This is a genomic window from Streptomyces sp. NPDC058274 (assembly GCF_042881375.1).
Taxonomy (GTDB): Bacteria; Actinomycetota; Actinomycetes; order Streptomycetales; family Streptomycetaceae; genus Streptomyces.
The window spans coordinates 568,375-588,939 of record NZ_JBHVXW010000002.1 but is presented as its reverse complement, the minus strand read 5'-3'; the positions used below and the strand labels follow the sequence as shown (position 1 = coordinate 588,939).

Genomic DNA, 20,565 nt, shown 5'->3' with positions numbered 1-20,565 from the left:
CCGCGACACCCACGAAGAGGACCACGAAAACGACCACGAAAACGACCATCAAGACGCCAACGAAGACGACCACGGGGACCCTCACGCAGACCGAACGAAACCCACACCCGCGGCGTCTGAAGTACATGAACTTCACGCGCCAAGCCGCCGTCCTGCTCCTGAGTTCCGGGCTGTTGGTGTCCGGCTGCTCGTCCTCCTCCGACAGCCCGGGCGAGGAGGGGTACACCGGCCCCACGCTGCCCGCCCGCACCGTGGCGAAGGAGAAGTGGGCGGACGGGCCGGCCAAGCCCAAGCAGCACAAGCCCTATCCGTACGACCTCTACACGCACTGTGGGATCAAGTGGGTGCATTTCGGCGGTCGTTGGTGGGTCCTCGACACTGTGTTCCCCGGTGTCGAGCAGGTCAAGGGGAAGGCGCCGTCGCAGGGCAGCCAGCGGATCGCCGGTTACCTGACCCTGATCGGCCCGGACACCGCCGACTTCGACGCCGCCGGGATGCCCACGCTGCAATTCGTACCGACCGACGACAAACCGCCGCTCTGCGAATAGACGACGGAGTGGATCCCGCCAGCTGCGCCACACAGTCGGCCAGGCGACGGAGTGGATCCCGCCGGTTGCGATGCCCGGTCGGCCGGCAGGACAGCGCCGCCTGGCCCTCGCCACCACCAGGACGATCGTAACCACCCTGATCACCAAGCCAGTTGGGCGATCTCCTCCGCCACCACCGCGCACGCGTCCGCCGCCGGGTCGATGAGCGCGAAGTGGCCGACGCCGTCCAGCAGGGTCAGGCCGACCACCTCACCAGCCTTCGCCGACGCGTCCGCGTACGACTCGGCGACGGCCTGCGGCACGACGATGTCGGCGCGGCCCTGGACGAGGGTGGTGGCGATACCGGTCGGGAGGAGAAGCGCCGGGTCGGCGTAGGGCTGACGCTCCGCCACTTTCCCTTCGCCACCGAGGAGTTGGGCAACGGCGCCGGCGCACACCTCCAGCTTGACGGCGACGTCGAAGTCGGCGATGGGGGCGAGGGCGACGACGCCGCGCAGCGGCGCGGGACGGTCCGTGTGCCAGGGGGAGTCGGCCGGCAGGACGTGGCGGGACGCGGCCCACAGGGCCAGCTGGCCCCCGGCGGAGTGGCCGGTGACCACCACGCGGCGGGCGTCGGCCCCCGGCAGCGCCTCCCGTGCCAGGGCGGGCAGCGCGTCGAGCGCGGCCGCCACGTCGTCGAAGGTGTCCGGCCAGCGGCCCGCGACCGGGCCCACGCCGCCCTGCGCGGGGATGGCGCTGCCCCGCCGGTACTCGACGTTGGCCACGGCGAAGCCCCGGCGGGCCAGGAAGTCGGCGAACGCGGTGAGGTGACGGCGGTCGTACGGGGCCCGCCAGGCGCCGCCGTGCAGGACGACGACGAGCGGGGCGAGCACCGGCGCCTCGGGGCCGCGCGGGGCGTAGAAGTCGATCACCTGGTCGGGGTGGTCGCCGTATGCGGCGGTGGCGTCGGGGGCCACGTACGGGTGTGCGAGTGCCGACGCCTCTTCCGCTGCGTCGCGGGCGATGGCGTCGCGCCCTGCCGCGTCGCGGGCGGCCGCGTCGTCCGGTTCTGCGGCATCGCGGGGTGCGGCGTCGTCCGGCATGCTCCGACCTCTCAGGGCTGAACGGAATAGGGGCGGTACGAGAGCGGGCCTGGGGGTGACCCGGGCCGTTGGCGGGGACGGTATCAGGCCGGTGACGTGCGCGGACAAGGGGTTGTCACGCTCGGTGAGGGTTAAACGGTCCTTCTGTTTCGTTAGGCTGAGAGCGGCACCCACCGAGTCCGCTTCCCCGAGCCTCCAGGAGGCCCCATGTCCGCCGAGCCCGGCACCGTACGCCCCGGGGGCCGCACCGCACGGGTCCGGACCGCTGTGCTGCGGGCGGCCGGAGACGTACTGGCCGAGCAGGGGTTCGCGCATCTCGATCTCGCGGACGTCGCCCGACGGGCCGAGGTGGGCAAGACGACGGTCTACCGGCGATGGGGGAACGTGACGGGGCTCGTCGCGGACCTCCTCGCGGAGATGGCCGAGCAGTCGCTCCCCCGCACCGAGACGGGATCCGTGCTCGGAGACCTGCGGGCCAATGCCGCACTGGTCCAGCGGACCCTGGCCGACCCGCGTCAGGGGCCGTTGTTCCGGGCGGTCATCGCGGCGGCCGCGTGCGACGCGCGTACGGCGCAGGCGCTGGCGCGGTTCTACGAGGTTCGGGTCGCGGAGTGGGTTCCGTGTGTCGAACAGGGCGTCGAGCGCGGGGAGTTGCCGCCCGGGACGGACCCGGCGACGGTCGTACGTGCGGTGTCCGCGCCCCTCTACTACACGCTGCTCACCAGCGGCGTGGCCCCCGACCCCGGCTCGGCGGACCGGGCGGCGGAGGCGGCGGTGGCCGCGGCGAAGGCGGGAGCGTACGGCGGGGCGCCGTGAAGGAAACTGAGCCGGCGGCTGGAGGAATCACGGCTTGACCGGCGCGTAGTGCGCAGCCTGCTGGACTCGCTGACGGCGGGAGCCGGCGGGGTCACCGCCGTGCTCGCCGCCGTCAACGGCCTCATCCGATGCGTCTCGGGGCTACGGCTCAGCCGGGAGAACGTCACCTCAGGTGCCGACGGTCTCCGCGAGCACCCGGGCCGCCCGCTCCACGTCGCCGAAGCCGACGTACAACGGGGTGAATCCGAAGCGGAGGACGTCCGGGCGGCGGAAGTCACCGACCACTCCGCGCTCGATCAGGCGCTTCATGACCTCGCCGGCGTCGGGGCAGCGCAGCGCCACCTGGCTCCCGCGTTCCGCATGTGCGGCCGGGGTCAGGGACTCGACCGCGCCGTCGGGCACGTACGCGGCGACGCACTCCAGGAAGAAGTCCGTCAGCGCGAGGGACTTGGCCCGCACCGCCTCGACCGAGACGCCGTCCCACACCTCCAGAGCCGCCTCCAGGGCCAGCATGGAGAGGATGTCCGGGGTGCCGACCCGGCCGCGCAGGGCACCCGGCGCGGGCTCGAACTCCCGCCGCATCCCGAAGGGTTCGGCATGCGAGTTCCAGCCGGGCAGGGGTGAGTCGAAGCGGTCCTGCAGGTCCGAGCGCACATAGAGGTACGCGGGGGAACCGGGCCCGCCGTTCAGGTACTTGTAGGTGCAGCCGACCGCCAGATCGACGCCGTGTTCGTCGAGTCCGACGGGCAGGGCGCCCGCGCTGTGGCACAGGTCCCACACCATGCGGGCCCCCGCCTCGTGCACGGCGGCCGTGAGGGCAGGCAGATCGTGCAGACGGCCCGTGCGGTAGTCGACGTGGTTCAGCAGCACCGCGGCCGTACGCGGCCCGAGAGCCCCGGCGACCTCACCCGGCGCCACCGGACGCAGCGCGCACCCCGTCATCCGGGCCGCCGACTCCGCGATGTAGCCGTCCGTGGGAAAGGTGGTGGCGTCGACCAGGATCTCGTCGCGCCCCTCCCCCGCCAGCCGCACCGCAGCCACAACCGCCTTGAAAACGTTGACACTTGTGGAGTCGCCCACGACGATCTGGCCCGGCGCGGCACCGACCAGCGGGGCGATCAGGTCACCGATCCGCTCGGGAGCCGTCCACCAGCCGCTCTCCTCCCAGGACCGGATCCGCAGCTCGCCCCACTGCCGGCGGACGACGTCGTCCAGCCGGCCGGGGACGGCCGCCGGCAGCGCACCGAGCGAGTTCCCGTCCAGATAGACCACGTCGTCGAGCACGAACCGCGCGCGGAGTCCGGCGAGTTCGTCGGCGGCGTCCAGCTCCTTGGCCCGCCCGCGTATCCCGGCCGTCCCGGCCATCACCTCAGACATGGGACCTCGCCGTCCACAGCTCGGGGAAGACGTTCTTCTGGGCGCGCTTCTCCAGCCAGGCGACGCCGGCGGAGCCACCGGTGCCGGTCTTCGAGCCCATGGCCCGGCGAGTGGCGACGAGATGGTCGTTGCGCCAGCGCCACACCAGCTCGGCGACGTCCGTCAACGCCTCGCCCAGCCGGGCGAGTTCCGCGCTCTCGTCACCGGCGTACAGCTCGGTCCACACGGCTTCGATCTCCGGCGCGGACTCGTAGCGCTGCGAGACGTCCCGGTCCAGTACGGCGCGCGGGATCGTGTGCCCGCGCCGGTCGAGCAGGCGCAGTACCTCGTCGTACAGGCTCGGCTCGTGCAGCGCCTTCTCCAGCTCAGCGTGGACGCGGGGCGCGCCGCGGTGCGGGACGAGCATCGACGCGGACTTCTCGCCGAGCAGGAACTCCATACGGCGGTACATCGCGGACTGGAAGCCGGAGCCCTCGCCGAGCGCCGAGCGGTACGAGTTGAACTGCGCCGGCGTCAGCTGCCCGAGCGGCTTCCACGACGCGTTCAGCGCCTCCAGCTCGCGCACCGACCGCTTCAGCGCGGCCACGGCGACCGGGACGCGGTCCTCGCGCAGGGCGCGGGCCGCGGTCTCCCACTCGTGGACGATGACGGTGAACCACAGCTCCATGACCTGGGTGGTCACCAGGAAGACCATCTCGCCGGGGTCGTCGGAGAGGGTGTGCTGGAGGTGGGTCAGGACATCCGCCTGGACGTAGTCCTCATACGGGGTCGTGCCCTGGAAGTCGAGATGCGGGGTCTCGGGCTCCGAAGCCTCTGATGGCTGAGCCTGGTGGGACATCGCTGTCTCCTGTGCGTGCTCCGGGTAGCGGTCCGCCCCTGCCGTTACCGGCACGGGGGCCCCGGTCCCCTCCCCGCATCCTCCGCAATCGTCCCCCCAAACCGCAAGGCCCGCCTGGTCACACCAGGCGGGCCTGCATCTTTGTGACCGTGCGTACATCTAGCCCAGGGTCTGGGCCGCCGCCGGCGAGGAGTCCTTCAGGAACTGGCTGCAGCGCTGGTACTCCTCCTGCTCGCCGATCGCCTGCGCGGCGCGGGCGAGGGCGTGCAGGGCGCGCAGGAAGCCGCGGTTCGGCTCGTGCTCCCAGGGCACCGGGCCGTGGCCCTTCCAGCCGTTGCGGCGCAGGGAGTCCAGACCGCGGTGGTAGCCCGTACGGGCATAGGCGTACGACTCGACGACGCTGGACCGCTCGAACGCGTCGTCGGCGAGCTGGGCCCAGGCGAGCGAGGAGGTGGGGTACTTGGCGGCGACGTCGGCGGGGGCCGTGCCGTTCGCGAGGAGCTCGCGGGGCTCCGGGTCGTCGGGCAGCTCGGTCGGGGGCGGTCCCCCGAGCAGGTTCTCGTGAAGGCTCATGGGTTCCAGTCTGCGCCATCACCGGACGCGGCCGTCCCCGCGGTGCCCTGTCCGGCCCACGGGAGGGTGCCCACCACCCCGCGAAGCCGCGGACGCCCGGGGGACCCGGTTCGCTTCCTCGCCCGGGCACCCGGCACTGGAGCCGGCACCTGGGTGGGCCCCGTGTCCCTTCCTGCGTGGCCCCCCGGCGCTGGTGCTGCCCCCCGGGCGGCCCCGCACAAGGCAGCGTCACGTCAGGGACCGGCCCCGGGTCGATTCCAGGGGCGGGGCCGTCACCCAGCCGTGGGTGCGGCACTCGGGGCGCCGGCAGTCCGGCGGCGGCCGGCGCACGGTGGCGAAGGCGACCACCGACCCGAGCACCAGCACCCCCGCACACCACGGCATCCCCCGCCGAAACGCGTCATCGAACTGCGCCGCCGACCGATACGCCTCCGGCCCCATCCCGGCCAGCAACGGCAACGCGGCCACCGCCACCAGCCCCGCCGCCCGGGCCGCCGCGTTGTTGATCCCACTGGCGAGCCCCGCCCGCCCGATGTCCACGGACGCCAGCACCGTGGCCGTCAGCGGAGCGACCAGCGTGACCATGCCCGCGCCCATGACCAGCAGGGCGGGCAGCACGTCGGACACGTACGCGGCGTCGGGCCCGACACGCAGCATCAGCAGCATCCCGCCGGCGCACAGCAGCGGCCCGACCGTGAGCGGAATGCGCGGCCCGATGCGCTGGGCGAGATCCCCCGAGCGGGCGGAGAACAGCAGCATCAGCACGGTCGTGGGCAGCATGGCCGTACCGGCGCCCAGAGCCGAGTAACCGGCCACGACCTGCAGCTGGAGCGCGGTCAGGAAGAAGAAGCCGCTGAAGGCCGCGTAGACGCACAGGGTGACCAGGTTGACCGCCGTGAACTGGCGCGACGCGAAGATGTCCAGCGGCATCATCGGATCGGCCCGCCGCTTCTCCACGTACACGAAGGCGACCCCGGCCGCGAGCCCCGCGACCGCGGTCACGGCGACGACGAGAGAGCCGTTACGGGCCTCGATCAGCGCGTACGTCACCAGGGCGAGCGAGAGAGCCCCGAGAGCCGCACCGAGGACGTCGAAACGCCGGTGACCCCGGCCTCCCCCGCCGTCCACCGCGCCGGAGCGCGACGCGCCCCCGGCCGACTCGGGAACGTGACGCACGGCGATCGGGGCACAGAGCAGCGCGAGGGGGACGTTCAGCAGGAAGACCCACCGCCAGCCCGGCCCGTCCACGAGCCAGCCGCCCAGGAACGGCCCGACGGCCGCGCCGATCCCGCCGAAGGCGGACCAGAGCCCGACCGCCCGGGCCCGGTCGTCGGGATGGAAGGACGCCTGGATGAGGGCGAGCGCGCCGGGGGTGAGCAGGGCACCGCCGACACCCTGCAGGGCCCGGGCGGCGACGAGCACACCGGCGCCCGGCGCGATGCCGCAGAGCAGCGAGGCGGCCGCGAACCACAGCACACCGATGACGAAGATCTTCCGGCGCCCGAAGCGGTCGCCCAGGGCACCGCCGAGGAGAATCAGCCCCGCGAGCGTGAGCATGTACGCGTTGACGGTCCACTGGAGGGCCTCGAGGTCGGCGTCCAGATCGCGGCCGATGCGGGGAAGGGCGACGTTGACGACGGTCGAGTCCAGCAGGGCCATGCTGGAGCCCAGCACCGTGGTCAGCAGGATCCACTTCCCCTGCGGGGTGGCGATCCTGACGGCCGGGGTCTCCTGCGGAGGGGCAGCCATGCTGGGATCATCCCTCGCCCGCGGCCCCTCGGCCAGGCCTGCCCGGTGGAAGCTCCTGTCACCCGCCCCGCACCCCAGCCCGCATCCCAGCCCGAAAGCGGCCGCCCCCGCACGCCCCCCGAACACAGAAGAACCCGGCACCCCCAGGTGCCGGGCCCTCCGTCGGAACCGCAGGTGTTACTTGATCTTCGTGCCGGTGGACCGGAGGTTCGCGCAGGCCTCGGTGACCCGCTGGGCCATGGAGGTCTCGGCGAGCTTGCCCCAGGTGCGCGGGTCGTACGTCTTCTTGTTGCCGACCTCGCCGTCGACCTTCAGGACACCGTCGTAGTTGCGGAACATGTGGTCCGCGACGGGGCGCGTGAAGGCGTACTGGGTGTCGGTGTCGAGGTTCATCTTCACGACGCCGTTCTCCAGCGCGGTGGCGATCTCCTCGGCCGTGGAGCCGGAGCCGCCGTGGAAGACGAAGTCGAACGGGGACTGCTTGCCGAACTTGGCGGCGACGCCTTCGCTCAGCTGCTGCAGGAGGTCGGGGCGCAGGACGACGTTGCCCGGCTTGTAGACACCGTGCACGTTGCCGAAGGAGGCGGCGAGCAGGTAGCGGCCCTTCTCGCCCAGGCCGAGGGCCTCGGCGGTGCGGATCGCGTCGTCGACCGTCGTGTACAGGGAGTCGTTGATCTCGTGCGAGACGCCGTCCTCCTCGCCGCCGGTGGGGGTGATCTCCACCTCGAGGATGATCTTCGCGGCGCGGGCCTTCTCCAGGAGCTCCTGGGCGATGGCGAGGTTGTCGGCGAGGGTCTCGGCCGAGCCGTCCCACATGTGCGACTGGAAGAGCGGGTTCCGGCCGGCCTTGACGCGCTCCTCGGAGACCGCGATCAGCGGACGCACGTACCCGTCGAGCTTGTCCTTGGGACAGTGGTCGGTGTGCAGGGCGACCGTCACCGGGTACTTCTCGGCGACGATGTGCGCGAACTCGGCCAGGGCGACGGCGCCGGTGACCATGTCCTTGCTGTACTGACCGCCGAGGAACTCGGCTCCGCCGGTGGAGATCTGGATGATGCCGTCGCTCTCGGCCTCCGCGAAGCCGCGCAGCGCAGCGTGCAGGGTCTGGGTCGAGGTCACGTTGATGGCCGGGTAGGCGAACTTGCCTGCCTTCGCCCGGTCGAGCATCTCGTTGTAGACCTCGGGGGTTGCGATGGGCATCTGTCCGCTCCTTGTATGTGCGGGTGGCGTTCTGCTTACGGCCCTGACCTAGGGGGGCGACATCATCGTCGTCCCCATCTTTCCAGACTTGACCCGGTGCTCCGCCCACCGCGTCCGCCCTGTGGACAACTCTCAGTCGAGGCCGAGCTCGTCCTTGGAGAAGGCGAAGAGGTACGGGACTCCGGCGCCTTCCTGGATCTTCTCGGCGGCGCCCGTCGCCCGGTCGACGATGGTCGCGACGCCGACGACCTCGGCGCCCGCCTCGCGCACGGCCTCGACGGCGGCGAGCGGGGAGCCTCCAGTGGTCGAGGTGTCCTCGACGACGAGGACGCGGCGGCCCCGGATCTCCGGACCCTCGACCCGGCGCTGCAGCCCGTGCGCCTTGGCGGCCTTGCGCACGACGAAGGCGTCGAGCCGCTGTCCGCGCGCGGCGGCGGCGTGCAGCATCGCGCCGGCCACCGGGTCGGCACCCATGGTGAGCCCGCCCACCGCCTCGAAGTCGAGGTCGGCGGTGAGGTCGAGCAGCACCTGACCGACCAGCGGAGCGGCCTCGCCGTCGAGGGTGATGCGGCGCAGGTCCACGTAGTAGTCGGCCTCAAGACCCGAGGAGAGGGTCACCTTGCCGTGCACCACGGCCTTGTCCTTGATCTGCTGCAGCAGCGCGCCACGTACGTCACTCATGCGAGCCAGCTTAGAGGCGCCGCCGGCCGGGGTCCTCCCCCGGTTGCCGGGCGGCCCCGAGGCGGGCCACCCGCAGGGCCGCAGGGGCCACCGCACCCGGAGTCATCCGCCCCGGGGCGCCCGCCGCCGCGTCACAGACGACGCCAGGTCCACGTCATGGCCGCTTCGAGGGGCTCGATGGGCGTGACCAGCCGGGGCAGGGTGTTGAGCCCGTTGGGCGGCCCGGTCTGCGGCTCCACGCAGACGGCGGCCTCCTGCTCGTCGTACACGACGACCCATTCCTCGCGGCTGGTGACCTTGAGTTCCAGCTGTCCGGGCCAGGTCAGTGTGACGTCGACGCCGTCGGGCATCCCGAAGCAGTCGTCCCACGGGCCGGGCTTCGGCTCGACGCGCCGTCCGGTGGGCAGGTGGTCCTCGCCGCGCTCCTCCTGCCAGCCGGGCGCGAAGTCCACGCGGACGTCGTCACCCGTCCCGAGGTTCCGGTGGAACCAGGGGTGCCAGCCGATCTGCGCGGGGAACGACGAGTCGTGCGCCTCGACGGCCATGGTGAGCGTGAGGCTGTCCTCGGTCAGGGCGGCGATCTGGGTGACGCGGCCGGGGTGCGGCCAGGGTTCGACGAGGTCGTACGTGATGACGGCCTCGGTGGCATCGGTGCGCGCGGTGCGCCAGGGGCCGTTGCGGGCGGTGCCGTGGATGGCGTTCGGCGGGGCGTTGAGCGGCATCTGGCGGACGACGCCGCCGTCCCGGAACTGTCCGTCGCGGATCCGTCCGCACCACGGCACCATCGGGAAGCACCCGAACTTCGCGCCCTGCCGCAGCAGTTCGACGCCGCCCACCCGCAGGCCGCCCACCCGTCCGCCGTTGCCCGGCTGGACGGTCACCTCCGCGTCACCCGCGGTCAGCGTGATGTCTTCGTAACTCACGGGCCCGACCCTACTGGCCCGGCCCGGCCCACCGGACGCCCGTACAACACGGCGTCGCATCCGGACCGACGCCGCAACCAGGCACACGCGCCGCCCCCGGACCGACACCTCAACCAGGCACACACGCCACGCCGCCCCCGGACCGACGCCGCAACCAAGCACGCGTGCCGCCCCCGGACCGAAGCCTCAACACGGCACGCCCGCCATCCGGTTCACGCAGACCACCGGCAACGGCGCCTCAACCCGCCACGCAGGCCGCCCGGTTCACGCAGACCACCGCCAACAGCGCGACAACACCGGGGCTTTCAGCCCGGCGCACCGGAACGCACCCGAGCGGCGCCGTTCAACGGCGCTTGCGCAGGGCCCGGCTCACGACGATGGCGGAGGCCACGGCGAGGGCCGCGGCCGGCGCGGCCCAGCGGAGGGCGACACGGCCCGAGCCGGTCTCCGGCGCGGGCACGGGCGCGTACCGGCCACGCGGCGGCGCGTGGTCGACCTCCTCCGCACTGCGGCCGATCATCGTCCGGCGCGCGTGGGCCGCCTCCGCGGGCGGCTCGTCCTCGACGCCCAGTCCCTCGGTCACACCCAGGTCCTCGGCCACGATCTCGTCCCCGTCGAGTTCGTCGCCTTCGAGTTCGTCGCCTTCGAGTTCGCCGCCTTCGAGTTCGTCGTCCGCCAGGGGGTCGAGGGAGGGCGGCGGGACCTCGGCCTCGAAGACGGAGGGGCTGGGCGGCTCGACGTCGCCCTCGGGCGCGGGAGTCAGGTCTTCGCCCTCCGCCGACGCGGGAGGCAGGTCTTCGTCCTCCGCCGGGGCGGACGGTGTGGGCACGGCCGCCGAGGCGTCGTCGGCGGGGGCCCCGTGGTCCGGCACAGCGGCGGGAGGCGGTACGAGATCACCGTCGGCGGAGACGGTCGGCGCCGAGGCTGCCGACCCCGTTTCCGACCCCGTTTCCGAGTCCCCGTCCAAGGCTCCCGCCCCCAGGTTCTCCGCGAAACGGTCCAGCAGCCGGGTCGCCGCCGAGGCCACCGCGTCCGCCGGCAGCTCCTCGACCCGCCCGTCAGCGGTGGCGCCCCCGCCGAAGACGACGGTCGTGCCGCCGTCCGCGGGGACCAGTCGCACGGTGAGCGCGAGTTTGACGGAACCGCTGCCGCGGGACTCGGCCGCGTCGCCCTCGACGGTGTACGACCCGTCGTCCCGGCCGACGACCCTGAGGGCGCCGCGGTAGGTGATGCTGTGGCTCCCGACGCGCACCTTCAGCCGCCCGGAGACGGGCGCCGTCCCCGCGTCCTGGTGGAGTCCGGGAATCGCCCGGGCGACCCGCGCGGGGTCGGCCAGCGCCTCCCTCAGCCGCTCGGCCACAACCGGAACGAACACCTCATGCTCCATGTCGACCGAGCCTACCCAGCACGGCCGGAAGTGCACCCTCGTATCGCGGGATTCCGCGGGATCGGCGCCCACAGGGACTCAGTCGGCGTACCGGGGATGCACCAGCGTGGAGGGCGGCAGTCCCGTGACGCGGGTCGCGGCCGCCGCGTGGGCGTCGGCGGTCAGCGCGGCCCGGGTGAGGCCGCGCGGCCGCTCACCCGGGTCCGGGAGCAGCGCCGGGCGGCTCCTTGCGGCGAGTACGAAGCCCCAGTCGCGCGGGGCGCGGGAGGCGCCGGTGGTGCGGTCGGGGCCGGCCGCGAAACCGGAGTCGCGCCCGCCCACGCGATAGGGCGCCGTGCGCAGCCCGGCGGCGCGCACGGTCGCGTCGACGGTCCAGAAGCTCCGGGGCCGGGAGGAGACCGGCCCCGCGTGCACCGCGAGCCGTCCCCCGGGGGCCAGGGCGCGGCGGGCGAGGCCGTAGAACTCCTGGGAGTAGAGCTTGGTGCTCGCGGTGATGCCCGGGTCCGGCAGATCCGAGATCACCACGTCGTACGTCGTCCGGGTGCGGCGCAGCCAGTCGAAGGCGTCGGCCGTCGTCACGCGCACCCGCGGATCGTCGTAGGCGTGTCCGTTCAGCGCGGACAGGGCGGGGTCCTCGCGCGCCAGCCGCACGACGTCCGCGTCGAGTTCGACCACGTCGACCCGGCGGACCCCCGGATACCGCAGCGCCTCGCGCGCCGCGAGCCCGTCGCCCCCGCCGAGGACGAGGACCCGGGCGCGCGGCCCGTTCATCGCGGGGTGGACGAGGGCCTCGTGGTAGAGGTGCTCGTCGCGGCCGCTGACGCGGAGCCGCCCGTCGAGGAAGAGGTGGAGGGGCCGGCCGTGGGTACCGCCGGTGAGGACGACCTCCTGGACGTCGGTCTGCTGGGCGACGCGCACATCCGCGCCGTACACGGCGTGGCGGGCGGCCCGTTCGAAGTCGTCGACGAGTACGGCGGCGGCGGCGAGCAGTCCGAGGACGACGACGTTGGCGACCAGCAGCAGCCAGCAGGTCCGGCGGGTCAGGTCCCGCCGGAACAGGCCGAGGACGAGGGAGCCGCCGGCGATCACGTTGACCGTCCCGGTGAGCAGCGTGCCGGTCAGCTGTCCGAGCAGGGGCAGCAGCAGGAACGGGAAGGCGAGGCCGCCGACCAGCGCGCCCACGTAGTCCGCGGCGAAGAGGTCCGCGACCGCGCCGCCCGCGTCCTGGCGCCGGATGCGCTGGATCAGTTCCATCAGGAGGGGGACCTCGGCGCCGATCAGGAGGCCGATCGCCAGGGAGAAGGCGACCAGCAGACAGCGCGAGCCGCCCGCCCACGCGCCGCCCCAGGCGCCGGTCCAGGCGAACATCGCGTACAGCGCCATCGCGCTGCATCCGCCGACCAGTGCGAGCGCCGCCTCGACGGCGCCGAACCCGGCCGCGGCACGGCAGCGCAGCCGCTTCGCCGCGAGGGAGCCGATGCCCATCGCGAAGACCATCACGGAGAGCACGACGGAGGCCTGGGTGACCGAGTCGCCGATCAAGTAGGAGGCCAGCGCGACGAGTTCGAGTTCGTACACCAGTCCGCAGGCCGCGCAGACGAAGACGCCGGTGAGGACGAGGAAGCGTGCGATGCCGGGCCGGACGGGAAGCCGCGCCTGCCCCTGCTCACCCGTCGGCTGCGGCGCGGCGGGCGGTGCGGGTGCCCCGGTGCGCGCGAAGCCGCGTGTGCGGGAAGGGGCGTGCGGTTCGATCACGCTGCGAACGCTACGTCACGCGGGGAGTACGCCTCGTCACCCACACGTGTGGAACTGGCCGCCCCTGCGCCACCCCGGCGGAGGTCCGGCCACTCCCGGGGAACGCGCCCCCGCACCCCCTGCCGGCCCGAACGGCCCCGCCCTCACACGCCGGACGGGGTGAGGGACCCCACTCGTACACCCACCCTCGTTCGGGTGGCGACGAGTTGGCCGTCCTGGGGGTAGGCGTGCCAGGTGCGCCAGTGGACCTGGCCCTCGTGGCGCTGGGCGAGCATCGCGGTGAAGGCGTGCGGACTGCCGGGGAAGACGCCCGCGAGACCGTTCGGATGGTCGGCCACCAGGGCGAGCAACTCCTGGGCGCGGCCCGCGAAGGAGCCGTGGGAGAGCGTCTCGACACGGGCCGCGAACTCGTATTCCCAGTCGCCGACCCGCTTCGCGACACCGAGCGGCAGGGGCGTACTGCTGCCGGGGATGCACGCGACGGTCTCCGAACAGCTGCCCTGCTCCTCCTCCAGGAGCACTTGGTGGGACGCGCCGAGCAGTCTCAACTGCAGTTTCGCGCCCGAGAGTTCGAGGTCGAGGATGGCGAGCGCGGGCAGCGGCTCGCGCCCCAGGGTCCAGGCGAGGTCGGCCGCGCGCGTGTCGGTGTACGAGGTTTTCAGGGTCGTGAGCATGGGTCGGCTCCGCTAGCACGCAAAGGGAGGTGTGGGGGTCCGGCGCACCCGGTCGGGACCGGGGGATCGGCCCGGTCCGCCCGGTTCAGCGCGGTTCAGCCCGATCGGGAGGACGATCCGAGGGCTGCGTTGGCTGATTTAGAGGGAATCATGAACTGTGGTGCCACCACAGCGTTTTTACCCAACTTCGTAGGGTTTCCATCCCCCCGAGGGCTCCACAGCTCAACTGTTCAACCACGGCGTACGCCCGGAGTGCGTAAGCGGCCGCCGGAAGCCGGCGACGGGAGACACGGAAGTGACGGCCGGGAACGGAGAAGTGCCCGCCGGGAGAAGCCTCCCGGCGGGCACTTCGGCGTGGTGCGGATGCGCTTCCCCCTGCGGGGAGCTCAGCTGCCCCGTGTCAGCTGCCTCCCCCGCATCCGCCCCCACCACCGCACGACGACCCGCCTCCGCAGGACGAGCCGCCGCCGCATGAGGAACCTCCCCCGCACGAGTGACCGGAGTGACCGCCGGAGGACGAGCTCCCGCAGGACGCGACCGCCCCGCCTCCGCCGGCCCACCAGCTGCTGCTGTCGCTTCCCGAGCGGCGCGAGCGCGCGACCCCGCCCCGCGACCGCAACGCGGCCTTCTTGTCGCTGCGGCTCGCGGCCGCGACGACCGCGACCACGACGATGAAGACAATCGCCAGGATGATGCCCACGATCATGGCGCCACCCTCCTTTCACTTCCCCCGAAGCGGCCCCCCGTGGGCCCTCGCGTGGGAGGGGGATGCCCTCGCGTCTCACCCGCCAAAGCAGAGTTGAGGAACTCCAGAGCTTCGGCGCAGGATGGCGGCCATGACCTCCAGCGCACGCCGCCCCTTCCTCAACCGCCGGCTCGCCGAGTTCGGCACGACGATCTTCGCGGAGATGTCGGCCCTCGCCCTCAGCACCGGATCGATCAACCTCGGCCAGGGTTTCCCCGACACCGACGGTCCCGAGGAGATCCGCGAGGCCGCGGTGCGGGCGCTCAGGGACGGGCGGGGGAACCAGTACCCACCGGGTCCCGGCGTGCCCGAGCTGCGTACGGCGATCGCCGCCCACCAGGAGCGGCGCTACGGCCTGTCGTACCACCCCGACACCGAGGTCCTCGTCACGGCGGGGGCGACCGAGGCGATCGCCGCGGCCCTGCTGGCGCTGCTGGAGCCGGGCGACGAGGTGATCGCGCTGGAGCCGTACTACGACTCGTACGCGGCGTGCATCGCGATGGCGGGCGGGACGCGCGTGCCCGTGACGCTGCGCCCGCACGAGGGAGCGTTCCGGCTCGACCTCGACGAACTGCGGGACGCGGTCACCGACAACACCCGGCTGCTGCTGATCAACACCCCGCACAACCCGACCGGCACCGTGCTGACCCGCGCGGAGCTCTTCGAGATCGCGAAGCTCGCCGTCGAGCGGGATCTGCTGGTGATCACCGACGAGGTGTACGAGCACCTCGTCTTCGACGACGCCGAGCACCTGCCGCTGGCGTCGTTCCCGGGTATGCGCGGGCGCACGGTCAGCATCGGGAGCGCCGGCAAGACGTTCTCTTTCACTGGCTGGAAGGTCGGCTGGGTGACGGCCGCGCCCGATCTGGTCGCCGCCGTACGGTCGGCGAAGCAGTTCCTGACCTATGTGTCGTCGGGGCCGTTCCAGTACGCCGTCGCCGAGGCGCTCGCACTGCCGGACGCGTACTTCGAGGCCTTCCGGGCGGACATGCGGGCCAAGCGCGACCTGCTGGCCACCGGGCTCACGGAGGCGGGCTTCGAGGTCTTCCGGCCCGCGGGCACGTACTTCATCACCACCGACATCCGGCCGCTCGGCGAGTCGGACGGTTTCGCCTTCTGCCGCGCGCTGCCCGAGCGGGCCGGGGTGGTCGCCATCCCGAACGCGGTCTTCTACGACCACCGGGAGGCCGGCGCCCCCTTCGTGCGGTTCGCGTTCTGCAAGCAGACGGGGGTCCTGGAAGAGGCCGCGAAGCGGCTGAAGGCGGCCTTCCAGGAGTGACTCCCGGGGGCGGGACGGCGGCTTTTGGCACCACGCCCGCCCGGGTCGCGGACGGCTTTTAACACCCCGCCCGCCGGGTCGCGGACGGCTTTTAGCACCACGCCCGCCCGGGTCGCGGACGGCGCGCCGGACCGGTGCAATCCACACCCGCACGGCCGCGTAAAGCTCGCAAACAGCTCGTAAGGGACGCACAGTTCCCGTGTGACCCACGCGAGTACCATTCCCGCCCCCGCCACCGTGGCCCCCGGTGCCGGGGGCCACGGCCGCCCGGCCCCCGCCGCGCGGCGTCTGCCCACGACGGCGGCCACCGCACTCGGACTGTTCGCCGCCGCCCGCCTCACCGGCGTCCTGGCGCTCGCCGTGACCGCCTGGGCGCAGGGCAAGCACCCCCTCGCCCTGCTCGGCCGGTCCTGGGACTCGATGTGGTACCTGGGCATCGCGGCGCACGGCTACGGGCGGACCCTGCACTTCCGGCCGACCGTCGTCCACAGCGACCTGGCCTTCTTCCCGCTCTACCCGGCGCTCATCCGGGTCGTCACCACCCTGACCCCGCTCAGCGGCGGTGCGGCGGGCCTGCTGGTCTCCTGGACCGCGGCCGCGATCGCCGCGTACGGGATCTATCTGATCGGAGCCCGGCTGCACGGCCGCGCGGTCGCCACCGCCCTCGTGCTGCTCTGGGGCCTGCTCCCGCACTCGGTCGTGCTGTCGATGGCGTACACGGAACCGGTGCTCACGGCCCTCGCCGCCTGGTCGCTGTACGCGGTGCTGACCGGACGGTGGATCTGGGCGGGGGCGCTCGCCGCGCTCGCGGGGCTGGCCCGGCCGAACGGGTTCGCCGTCGCGGCCGCGGTCATGGCGGCCGCCGCGTACGAGGTCGGGAAGGCGCGCGGCCGGGGAGTTTCCCACAGGCTGTGGACGGGCGCCGCGCTCGCGCCGCTCGGCTGGGGCGGCTACGTCCTGTGGGTCGGCCACCGCGAGGGCGATCCGCTCGGCGGCTACTTCACCGTGCAGCGGCTGTGGGGCTCCCGCTTCGACTTCGGCCACGGCTCCCTGCGCTTCATCCAGCACGTGATCATGCACGGCAGCCGTTTCGTCTTCCCCATGACGATGGTGCTCGTGGCCGCGGGCATCCTGCTGTTCGCGCTGCTCGTCGCGGACCGCGCCCCGCTGCCCCTCGTGGTGTACAGCGGCGTCCTGCTGCTGATCGCGCTCGGCGGCTCCGGCTTCTTCGAGTGCAAGCCGCGCTTCCTGCTGCCCGCGTTCCCGATGCTGCTGCCGCTGGCGGGCGCGCTGGTGCGAACGGCCAGAGCCCGGCCCTGGCACGCGACCCTGGTGGTCGGCGCCCTGGCCGGGCTCTCGTTCGCCTACGGGGCGTATCTGGTGGTCATCGCCCATACGCCCCTGTGAGCTGTGGCCGGAGGACTACTCCTCGTCGTCCTCGGGCTTCTCCGCCTCGTTGACTTCCTGCTCCAGGCCGAGCTGCTCGACGAGCCACTTGTCGAACTCGATGGCGGCCCGCACCCAGCTGACCGTCGACGACACGAAGTGCTCCAGGCTGACGCCGGTGCCGATCAGCATCTGCGCCTCGCCGATGAGGCGGACGGTGCCGTCGTCGTGCGTGTGGCTGTAGACCTTCGGCCACAGCGTGCGACGGTTCCAGTCGTCGATGGACTCCAGCAGCGCGGGCTTCTCGTCGATCTGGTGCGGCCGGTCGTAGAACGTCCGGACGGAGAAGACCTGCTGGTCACCCTCGCCGCGGAACATGAAGTACGTACGGAACTGCTCCCACGGCGCGACGAGGTCTCCCTCTTCGTCGACGAGGTGCTTGAGCTCCATCTGGTCGAGGAGCTGCTTCACGAGGTCCTGATCCGGGACGACGGGGCCCGCCGGTCCGCCGGGCTGCGGCTCGGGCTGGCCCCCGAAATTCGGAATCGAGGACGGGTCGATGCTCACCGTGTATTTCCCTTCGTACGGATCCTGCCATCCTCCCCCATCCGGGGCGGGGGGTGGCAACCCCTGGCGGACCTGTCCGCCAGGGGCTGATCCGATCCGGTCGGCAGGGCTGACATGATCGGGTCATGCGCTTGCGAAGGGGAACGCGGTGGCTCCTGTGGGGGCTCTGGCTGGTGTGCCTGGTGATCGCCGTCTGGTTCGTGGTGGCGGTGATCCTGCTGATCCTGGACGACTCGCCGCTCAACCAGCTGCAGAACCTCGGCCCCCTCGCCCCCAGAACCGGGTGAACCCGGGCGGGACGAGGGGGCCGCACACCGCTTACAGCGTCTTGCCGGTGGCCGGGCCCACGATCAGGCCGTCGCCGAAGGCGTCGACGCGGACCGTGTCGCCGTCCTTGACCTCGCCCGCCAGGATCTCCTTCGCGAGCCGGTCGCCGATCGCCGTCTGGATGAGGCGGCGCAGCGGCCGGGCGCCGTAGGCCGGGTCGTTGCCCTCGTCGGCGAGCCAGGCCAGGGCCGCGTCGGAGACCTCCAGGGTGAGCCGGCGGTCGGCGAGCCGCTTGGCGAGCCGGTCGATCTGGAGCCTGGCGATGCGCTCCAGCTCCGTCTTGTTCAGCGCGGAGAAGACCACCAGGTCGTCGAGCCGGTTCAGGAACTCCGGCTTGAAGGAGGCCCGTACGACCTCCAGCACCTGTTCCTTCTTCTCCTGCTCGCTGGTCAGCGGCTCGACCAGGTACTGGCTGCCCAGGTTGGAGGTGAGCACCAGGATGGTGTTGCGGAAGTCGACCGTCCGGCCCTGACCATCCGTCAGCCGCCCGTCGTCCAGCACCTGGAGCAGGATGTCGAAGACCTCCGGGTGCGCCTTCTCCACCTCGTCGAGCAGCACGACGCTGTACGGCCGCCGGCGCACGGCCTCCGTCAGCTGGCCGCCCTCCTCGTACCCGACATAGCCGGGCGGGGCGCCCACCAGCCGGGCGACGCTGTGCTTCTCGCCGTACTCGCTCATGTCGATGCGGACCATGGCCCGCTCGTCGTCGAAGAGGAAGTCCGCCAGCGCCTTGGCCAGTTCGGTCTTGCCGACGCCGGTGGGGCCGAGGAAGAGGAAGGAACCGGTGGGCCGGTCCGGGTCGGCGATACCGGCCCGGGTGCGCCGTACGGCATCGGAGACCGCCTGCACGGCCTCGCTCTGGCCGATGAGCCGGCGGCCCAGCTCCTCCTCCATGCGCAGCAGTTTCTGCGTCTCGCCCTCCAGGAGCCGGCCGGCCGGGATACCCGTCCAGGAGCCGACCACATCGGCGATGTCGTCGGGCCCGACCTCCTCCTTGACCATGGTGTCCTCGGCGACCTCCTCCTCGGCGGCGGAGGCCTCCTCCAAGTCCCGCTCCAGGGTGGGGATCTCGCCGTACAGCAGCTTGGAGGCGGTGTCGAAGTCGCCGTCGCGCTGGGCGCGTTCGGCCTGGCCGCGCAGCTCGTCGAGCTTCTCCTTCAGCTCACCGACCCGGTTGAGGGACTGCTTCTCCTTCTCCCAGCGGGCGGTGAGGCCGCGCAGCTCCTCCTCCCGGTCGGCGAGGTCGCGGCGCAGCTTCTCCAGCCGCTCCCTGCTGGCCGGGTCGGTCTCCTTGCCGATCGCCAGCTCCTCCATCTTCAACCGGTCGACGGCCCGCTGGAGTTCGTCGATCTCGACGGGGGACGAGTCGATCTCCATACGCAGCCGGGACGCGGCCTCGTCGACGAGGTCGATGGCCTTGTCGGGCAGGAAGCGGGAGGTGATGTACCGGTCGGAGAGGGTCGCGGCGGCCACCAGGGCGTTGTCCGCGATCACCACCTTGTGGTGGGCCTCGTAGCGCCCCTTGAGTCCGCGCAGGATCGCGATGGTGTCCTCGACGGAGGGCTCGGCGACCAGCACCTGCTGGAAGCGGCGCTCCAGGGCGGGGTCCTTCTCGATCCGCTCGCGGTACTCGTCGAGGGTGGTGGCACCCACCATGCGCAGCTCACCGCGCGCGAGCATCGGCTTCAGCATGTTGCCGGCGTCCATGGCGGAGTCGCCGCCGGCGCCCGCGCCGACGACCGTGTGCAGCTCGTCGATGAACGTGATGATCTGCCCGTCGGAGTCCTTGATCTCGGCGAGGACGGTCTTCAGCCGCTCCTCGAACTCGCCGCGGTACTTCGCGCCGGCGACCATCGCACCGAGGTCGAGCGCGACCAGCCGCTTGTTCTTCAGGGACTCGGGCACATCGCCCTTGACGATCCGCTGGGCGAGGCCTTCGACGACGGCGGTCTTGCCGACTCCGGGCTCACCGATGAGGACGGGGTTGTTCTTGGTGCGGCGGCTGAGCACCTGCACGACCCGGCGGATCTCCTGGTCCCGGCCGATGACGGGATCGAGCTTGCCCTCCCGGGCGGCGTCGGTGAAATCCGTACCGAACTTTTCGAGCGCCTTGTACTGGCCCTCGGGATCCGGGGTCGTCACCCGGCGCCCTCCCCTGGTCTTCTGGAACGCCTCAAGAAGCTTCTTCGCACTGGCGCCCTGCGAGGAGAGTACGTCCCCGGCCTGACCGCCCTTCGCGGCGATGCCCATGAGCAGGTGCTCGGTGGAGAGGTACTCGTCGCCGAGCTCCTTCGCGCGCTCGGTGGCGTCGGCGATGACGGCGAGCAGCTCGCGGCTGGGCTGCGGGGGCGCCACGGTGGATCCGGTCACGCTGGGCAGCGCGGCCAGTACCCGCTCCGTGCCCGCGCGTACGGCCGCCTGGTCGGCGTCGACCGCGGCCAGCAGGTCGGTGATGTTCTCGTTCTCCTGGCCCGCCAGCAGCGCGAGCAGCAGGTGGGCGGGGGTGAGGTCCGGGTGGCCCTCGGACACGGCCCTGCTGCTTGCCGCGTTGATCGCGTCCCGGCTCCTGTTGGTCAGCTCGGCGTCCACGTTCGCTGTCTCCTCCTTGCGTCAGCCGTCGTCAGTCTGACTCGGTCAACCTGCACAAAGTTGAGTCTA

At 72.3% G+C, this 20,565-nt stretch carries 18 protein-coding genes; 5 read left to right on the top strand and 13 right to left on the bottom strand.

Annotation, left to right across the window (positions count from 1 at the left end):
* The first annotated feature begins 125 nt into the window (after positions 1 to 125).
* Positions 126 to 548, top strand: coding sequence for a hypothetical protein (locus ACFVYF_RS07105; protein ID WP_389451961.1), 423 nt, complete (start codon positions 126 to 128; stop codon positions 546 to 548).
* Between the two features lie 140 nt (positions 549 to 688).
* Here the strand turns inward: ACFVYF_RS07105 and ACFVYF_RS07100 are convergent, their stop codons facing one another.
* On the bottom strand, positions 689 to 1,630 hold the full coding sequence (locus ACFVYF_RS07100) for an alpha/beta hydrolase (RefSeq protein ID WP_389451959.1): 942 nt from the start codon (positions 1,628 to 1,630) through the stop codon (positions 689 to 691).
* 207 nt (positions 1,631 to 1,837) lie between these two features.
* Between ACFVYF_RS07100 and ACFVYF_RS07095 the strand changes: the two genes are divergently transcribed.
* Entirely contained in the window at positions 1,838 to 2,446 is a 609-nt protein-coding gene (locus tag ACFVYF_RS07095; RefSeq protein ID WP_389451957.1) for a TetR/AcrR family transcriptional regulator, read from the top strand.
* 168 nt (positions 2,447 to 2,614) lie between these two features.
* On the opposite strand, the gene kynU is transcribed toward ACFVYF_RS07095, so the two are convergent.
* From kynU to ACFVYF_RS07045, 10 genes are all read right to left on the bottom strand, one after another.
* Positions 2,615 to 3,823, bottom strand: coding sequence for a kynureninase (gene kynU, locus ACFVYF_RS07090; protein WP_389451954.1), 1,209 nt, complete (start codon positions 3,821 to 3,823; stop codon positions 2,615 to 2,617).
* Positions 3,816 to 4,661, bottom strand: a complete 846-nt coding sequence (locus tag ACFVYF_RS07085; RefSeq protein WP_389451952.1) for a tryptophan 2,3-dioxygenase family protein — start codon at positions 4,659 to 4,661, stop codon at positions 3,816 to 3,818. Before ACFVYF_RS07085 ends, kynU begins: the two co-directional genes overlap by 8 nt.
* Before the next feature lie 159 nt (positions 4,662 to 4,820).
* Entirely contained in the window at positions 4,821 to 5,234 is a 414-nt protein-coding gene (locus ACFVYF_RS07080) for a DUF3151 domain-containing protein (RefSeq protein WP_389451949.1), read from the bottom strand.
* Positions 5,235 to 5,462: 228 nt separating this feature from the next.
* Positions 5,463 to 6,983, bottom strand: coding sequence for an MFS transporter (locus tag ACFVYF_RS07075; protein WP_389451947.1), 1,521 nt, complete (start codon positions 6,981 to 6,983; stop codon positions 5,463 to 5,465).
* A 177-nt stretch (positions 6,984 to 7,160) separates the two neighbouring features.
* Positions 7,161 to 8,183, bottom strand: a complete 1,023-nt coding sequence (gene fbaA, locus ACFVYF_RS07070; protein WP_389451944.1) for a class II fructose-bisphosphate aldolase — start codon at positions 8,181 to 8,183, stop codon at positions 7,161 to 7,163.
* Between the two features lie 132 nt (positions 8,184 to 8,315).
* Entirely contained in the window at positions 8,316 to 8,864 is a 549-nt protein-coding gene (pyrE, locus tag ACFVYF_RS07065) for an orotate phosphoribosyltransferase (protein WP_389451941.1), read from the bottom strand.
* Positions 8,865 to 8,995: 131 nt separating this feature from the next.
* Positions 8,996 to 9,787 (bottom strand): aldose 1-epimerase, encoded by a 792-nt coding sequence (locus ACFVYF_RS07060; protein WP_389451938.1) that lies wholly within the window; start codon positions 9,785 to 9,787, stop codon positions 8,996 to 8,998.
* Positions 9,788 to 10,130: 343 nt separating this feature from the next.
* The gene (locus tag ACFVYF_RS07055; protein WP_389451935.1) at positions 10,131 to 11,174 is read right to left on the bottom strand and encodes an SRPBCC domain-containing protein; all 1,044 of its coding nucleotides are present in this window, start codon (positions 11,172 to 11,174) and stop codon (positions 10,131 to 10,133) included.
* Between the two features lie 78 nt (positions 11,175 to 11,252).
* Positions 11,253 to 12,929, bottom strand: coding sequence for a polyamine aminopropyltransferase (locus tag ACFVYF_RS07050; RefSeq protein WP_389451932.1), 1,677 nt, complete (start codon positions 12,927 to 12,929; stop codon positions 11,253 to 11,255).
* Between the two features lie 143 nt (positions 12,930 to 13,072).
* On the bottom strand, positions 13,073 to 13,603 hold the full coding sequence (locus ACFVYF_RS07045; protein ID WP_389451930.1) for a DUF2617 family protein: 531 nt from the start codon (positions 13,601 to 13,603) through the stop codon (positions 13,073 to 13,075).
* An 827-nt stretch (positions 13,604 to 14,430) separates the two neighbouring features.
* On the opposite strand from ACFVYF_RS07045, the gene ACFVYF_RS07040 reads away from it, so the two are divergent.
* Positions 14,431 to 15,627 carry a pyridoxal phosphate-dependent aminotransferase gene (locus ACFVYF_RS07040; RefSeq protein WP_389451927.1) on the top strand — a complete coding sequence of 399 codons (1,197 nt, stop codon included), beginning with the start codon at positions 14,431 to 14,433 and terminating at the stop codon, positions 15,625 to 15,627.
* A gap of 201 nt (positions 15,628 to 15,828) precedes the next feature.
* Positions 15,829 to 17,034, top strand: a complete 1,206-nt coding sequence (locus tag ACFVYF_RS07035; protein ID WP_389451925.1) for a hypothetical protein — start codon at positions 15,829 to 15,831, stop codon at positions 17,032 to 17,034.
* 15 nt (positions 17,035 to 17,049) lie between these two features.
* Here the strand turns inward: ACFVYF_RS07035 and ACFVYF_RS07030 are convergent, their stop codons facing one another.
* Positions 17,050 to 17,580, bottom strand: coding sequence for a YbjN domain-containing protein (locus tag ACFVYF_RS07030; protein ID WP_389451922.1), 531 nt, complete (start codon positions 17,578 to 17,580; stop codon positions 17,050 to 17,052).
* Positions 17,581 to 17,705: 125 nt separating this feature from the next.
* Here ACFVYF_RS07030 and ACFVYF_RS07025 point away from each other — a divergent pair, with 125 nt between their 5' ends.
* Positions 17,706 to 17,867, top strand: a complete 162-nt coding sequence (locus ACFVYF_RS07025) for a hypothetical protein (protein ID WP_389451919.1) — start codon at positions 17,706 to 17,708, stop codon at positions 17,865 to 17,867.
* 31 nt (positions 17,868 to 17,898) lie between these two features.
* Here ACFVYF_RS07025 and clpB read toward each other — a convergent pair whose 3' ends face one another.
* Positions 17,899 to 20,496 carry an ATP-dependent chaperone ClpB gene (gene clpB / locus ACFVYF_RS07020; RefSeq protein WP_389451917.1) on the bottom strand — a complete coding sequence of 866 codons (2,598 nt, stop codon included), beginning with the start codon at positions 20,494 to 20,496 and terminating at the stop codon, positions 17,899 to 17,901.
* Positions 20,497 to 20,565 lie beyond the last annotated feature (69 nt).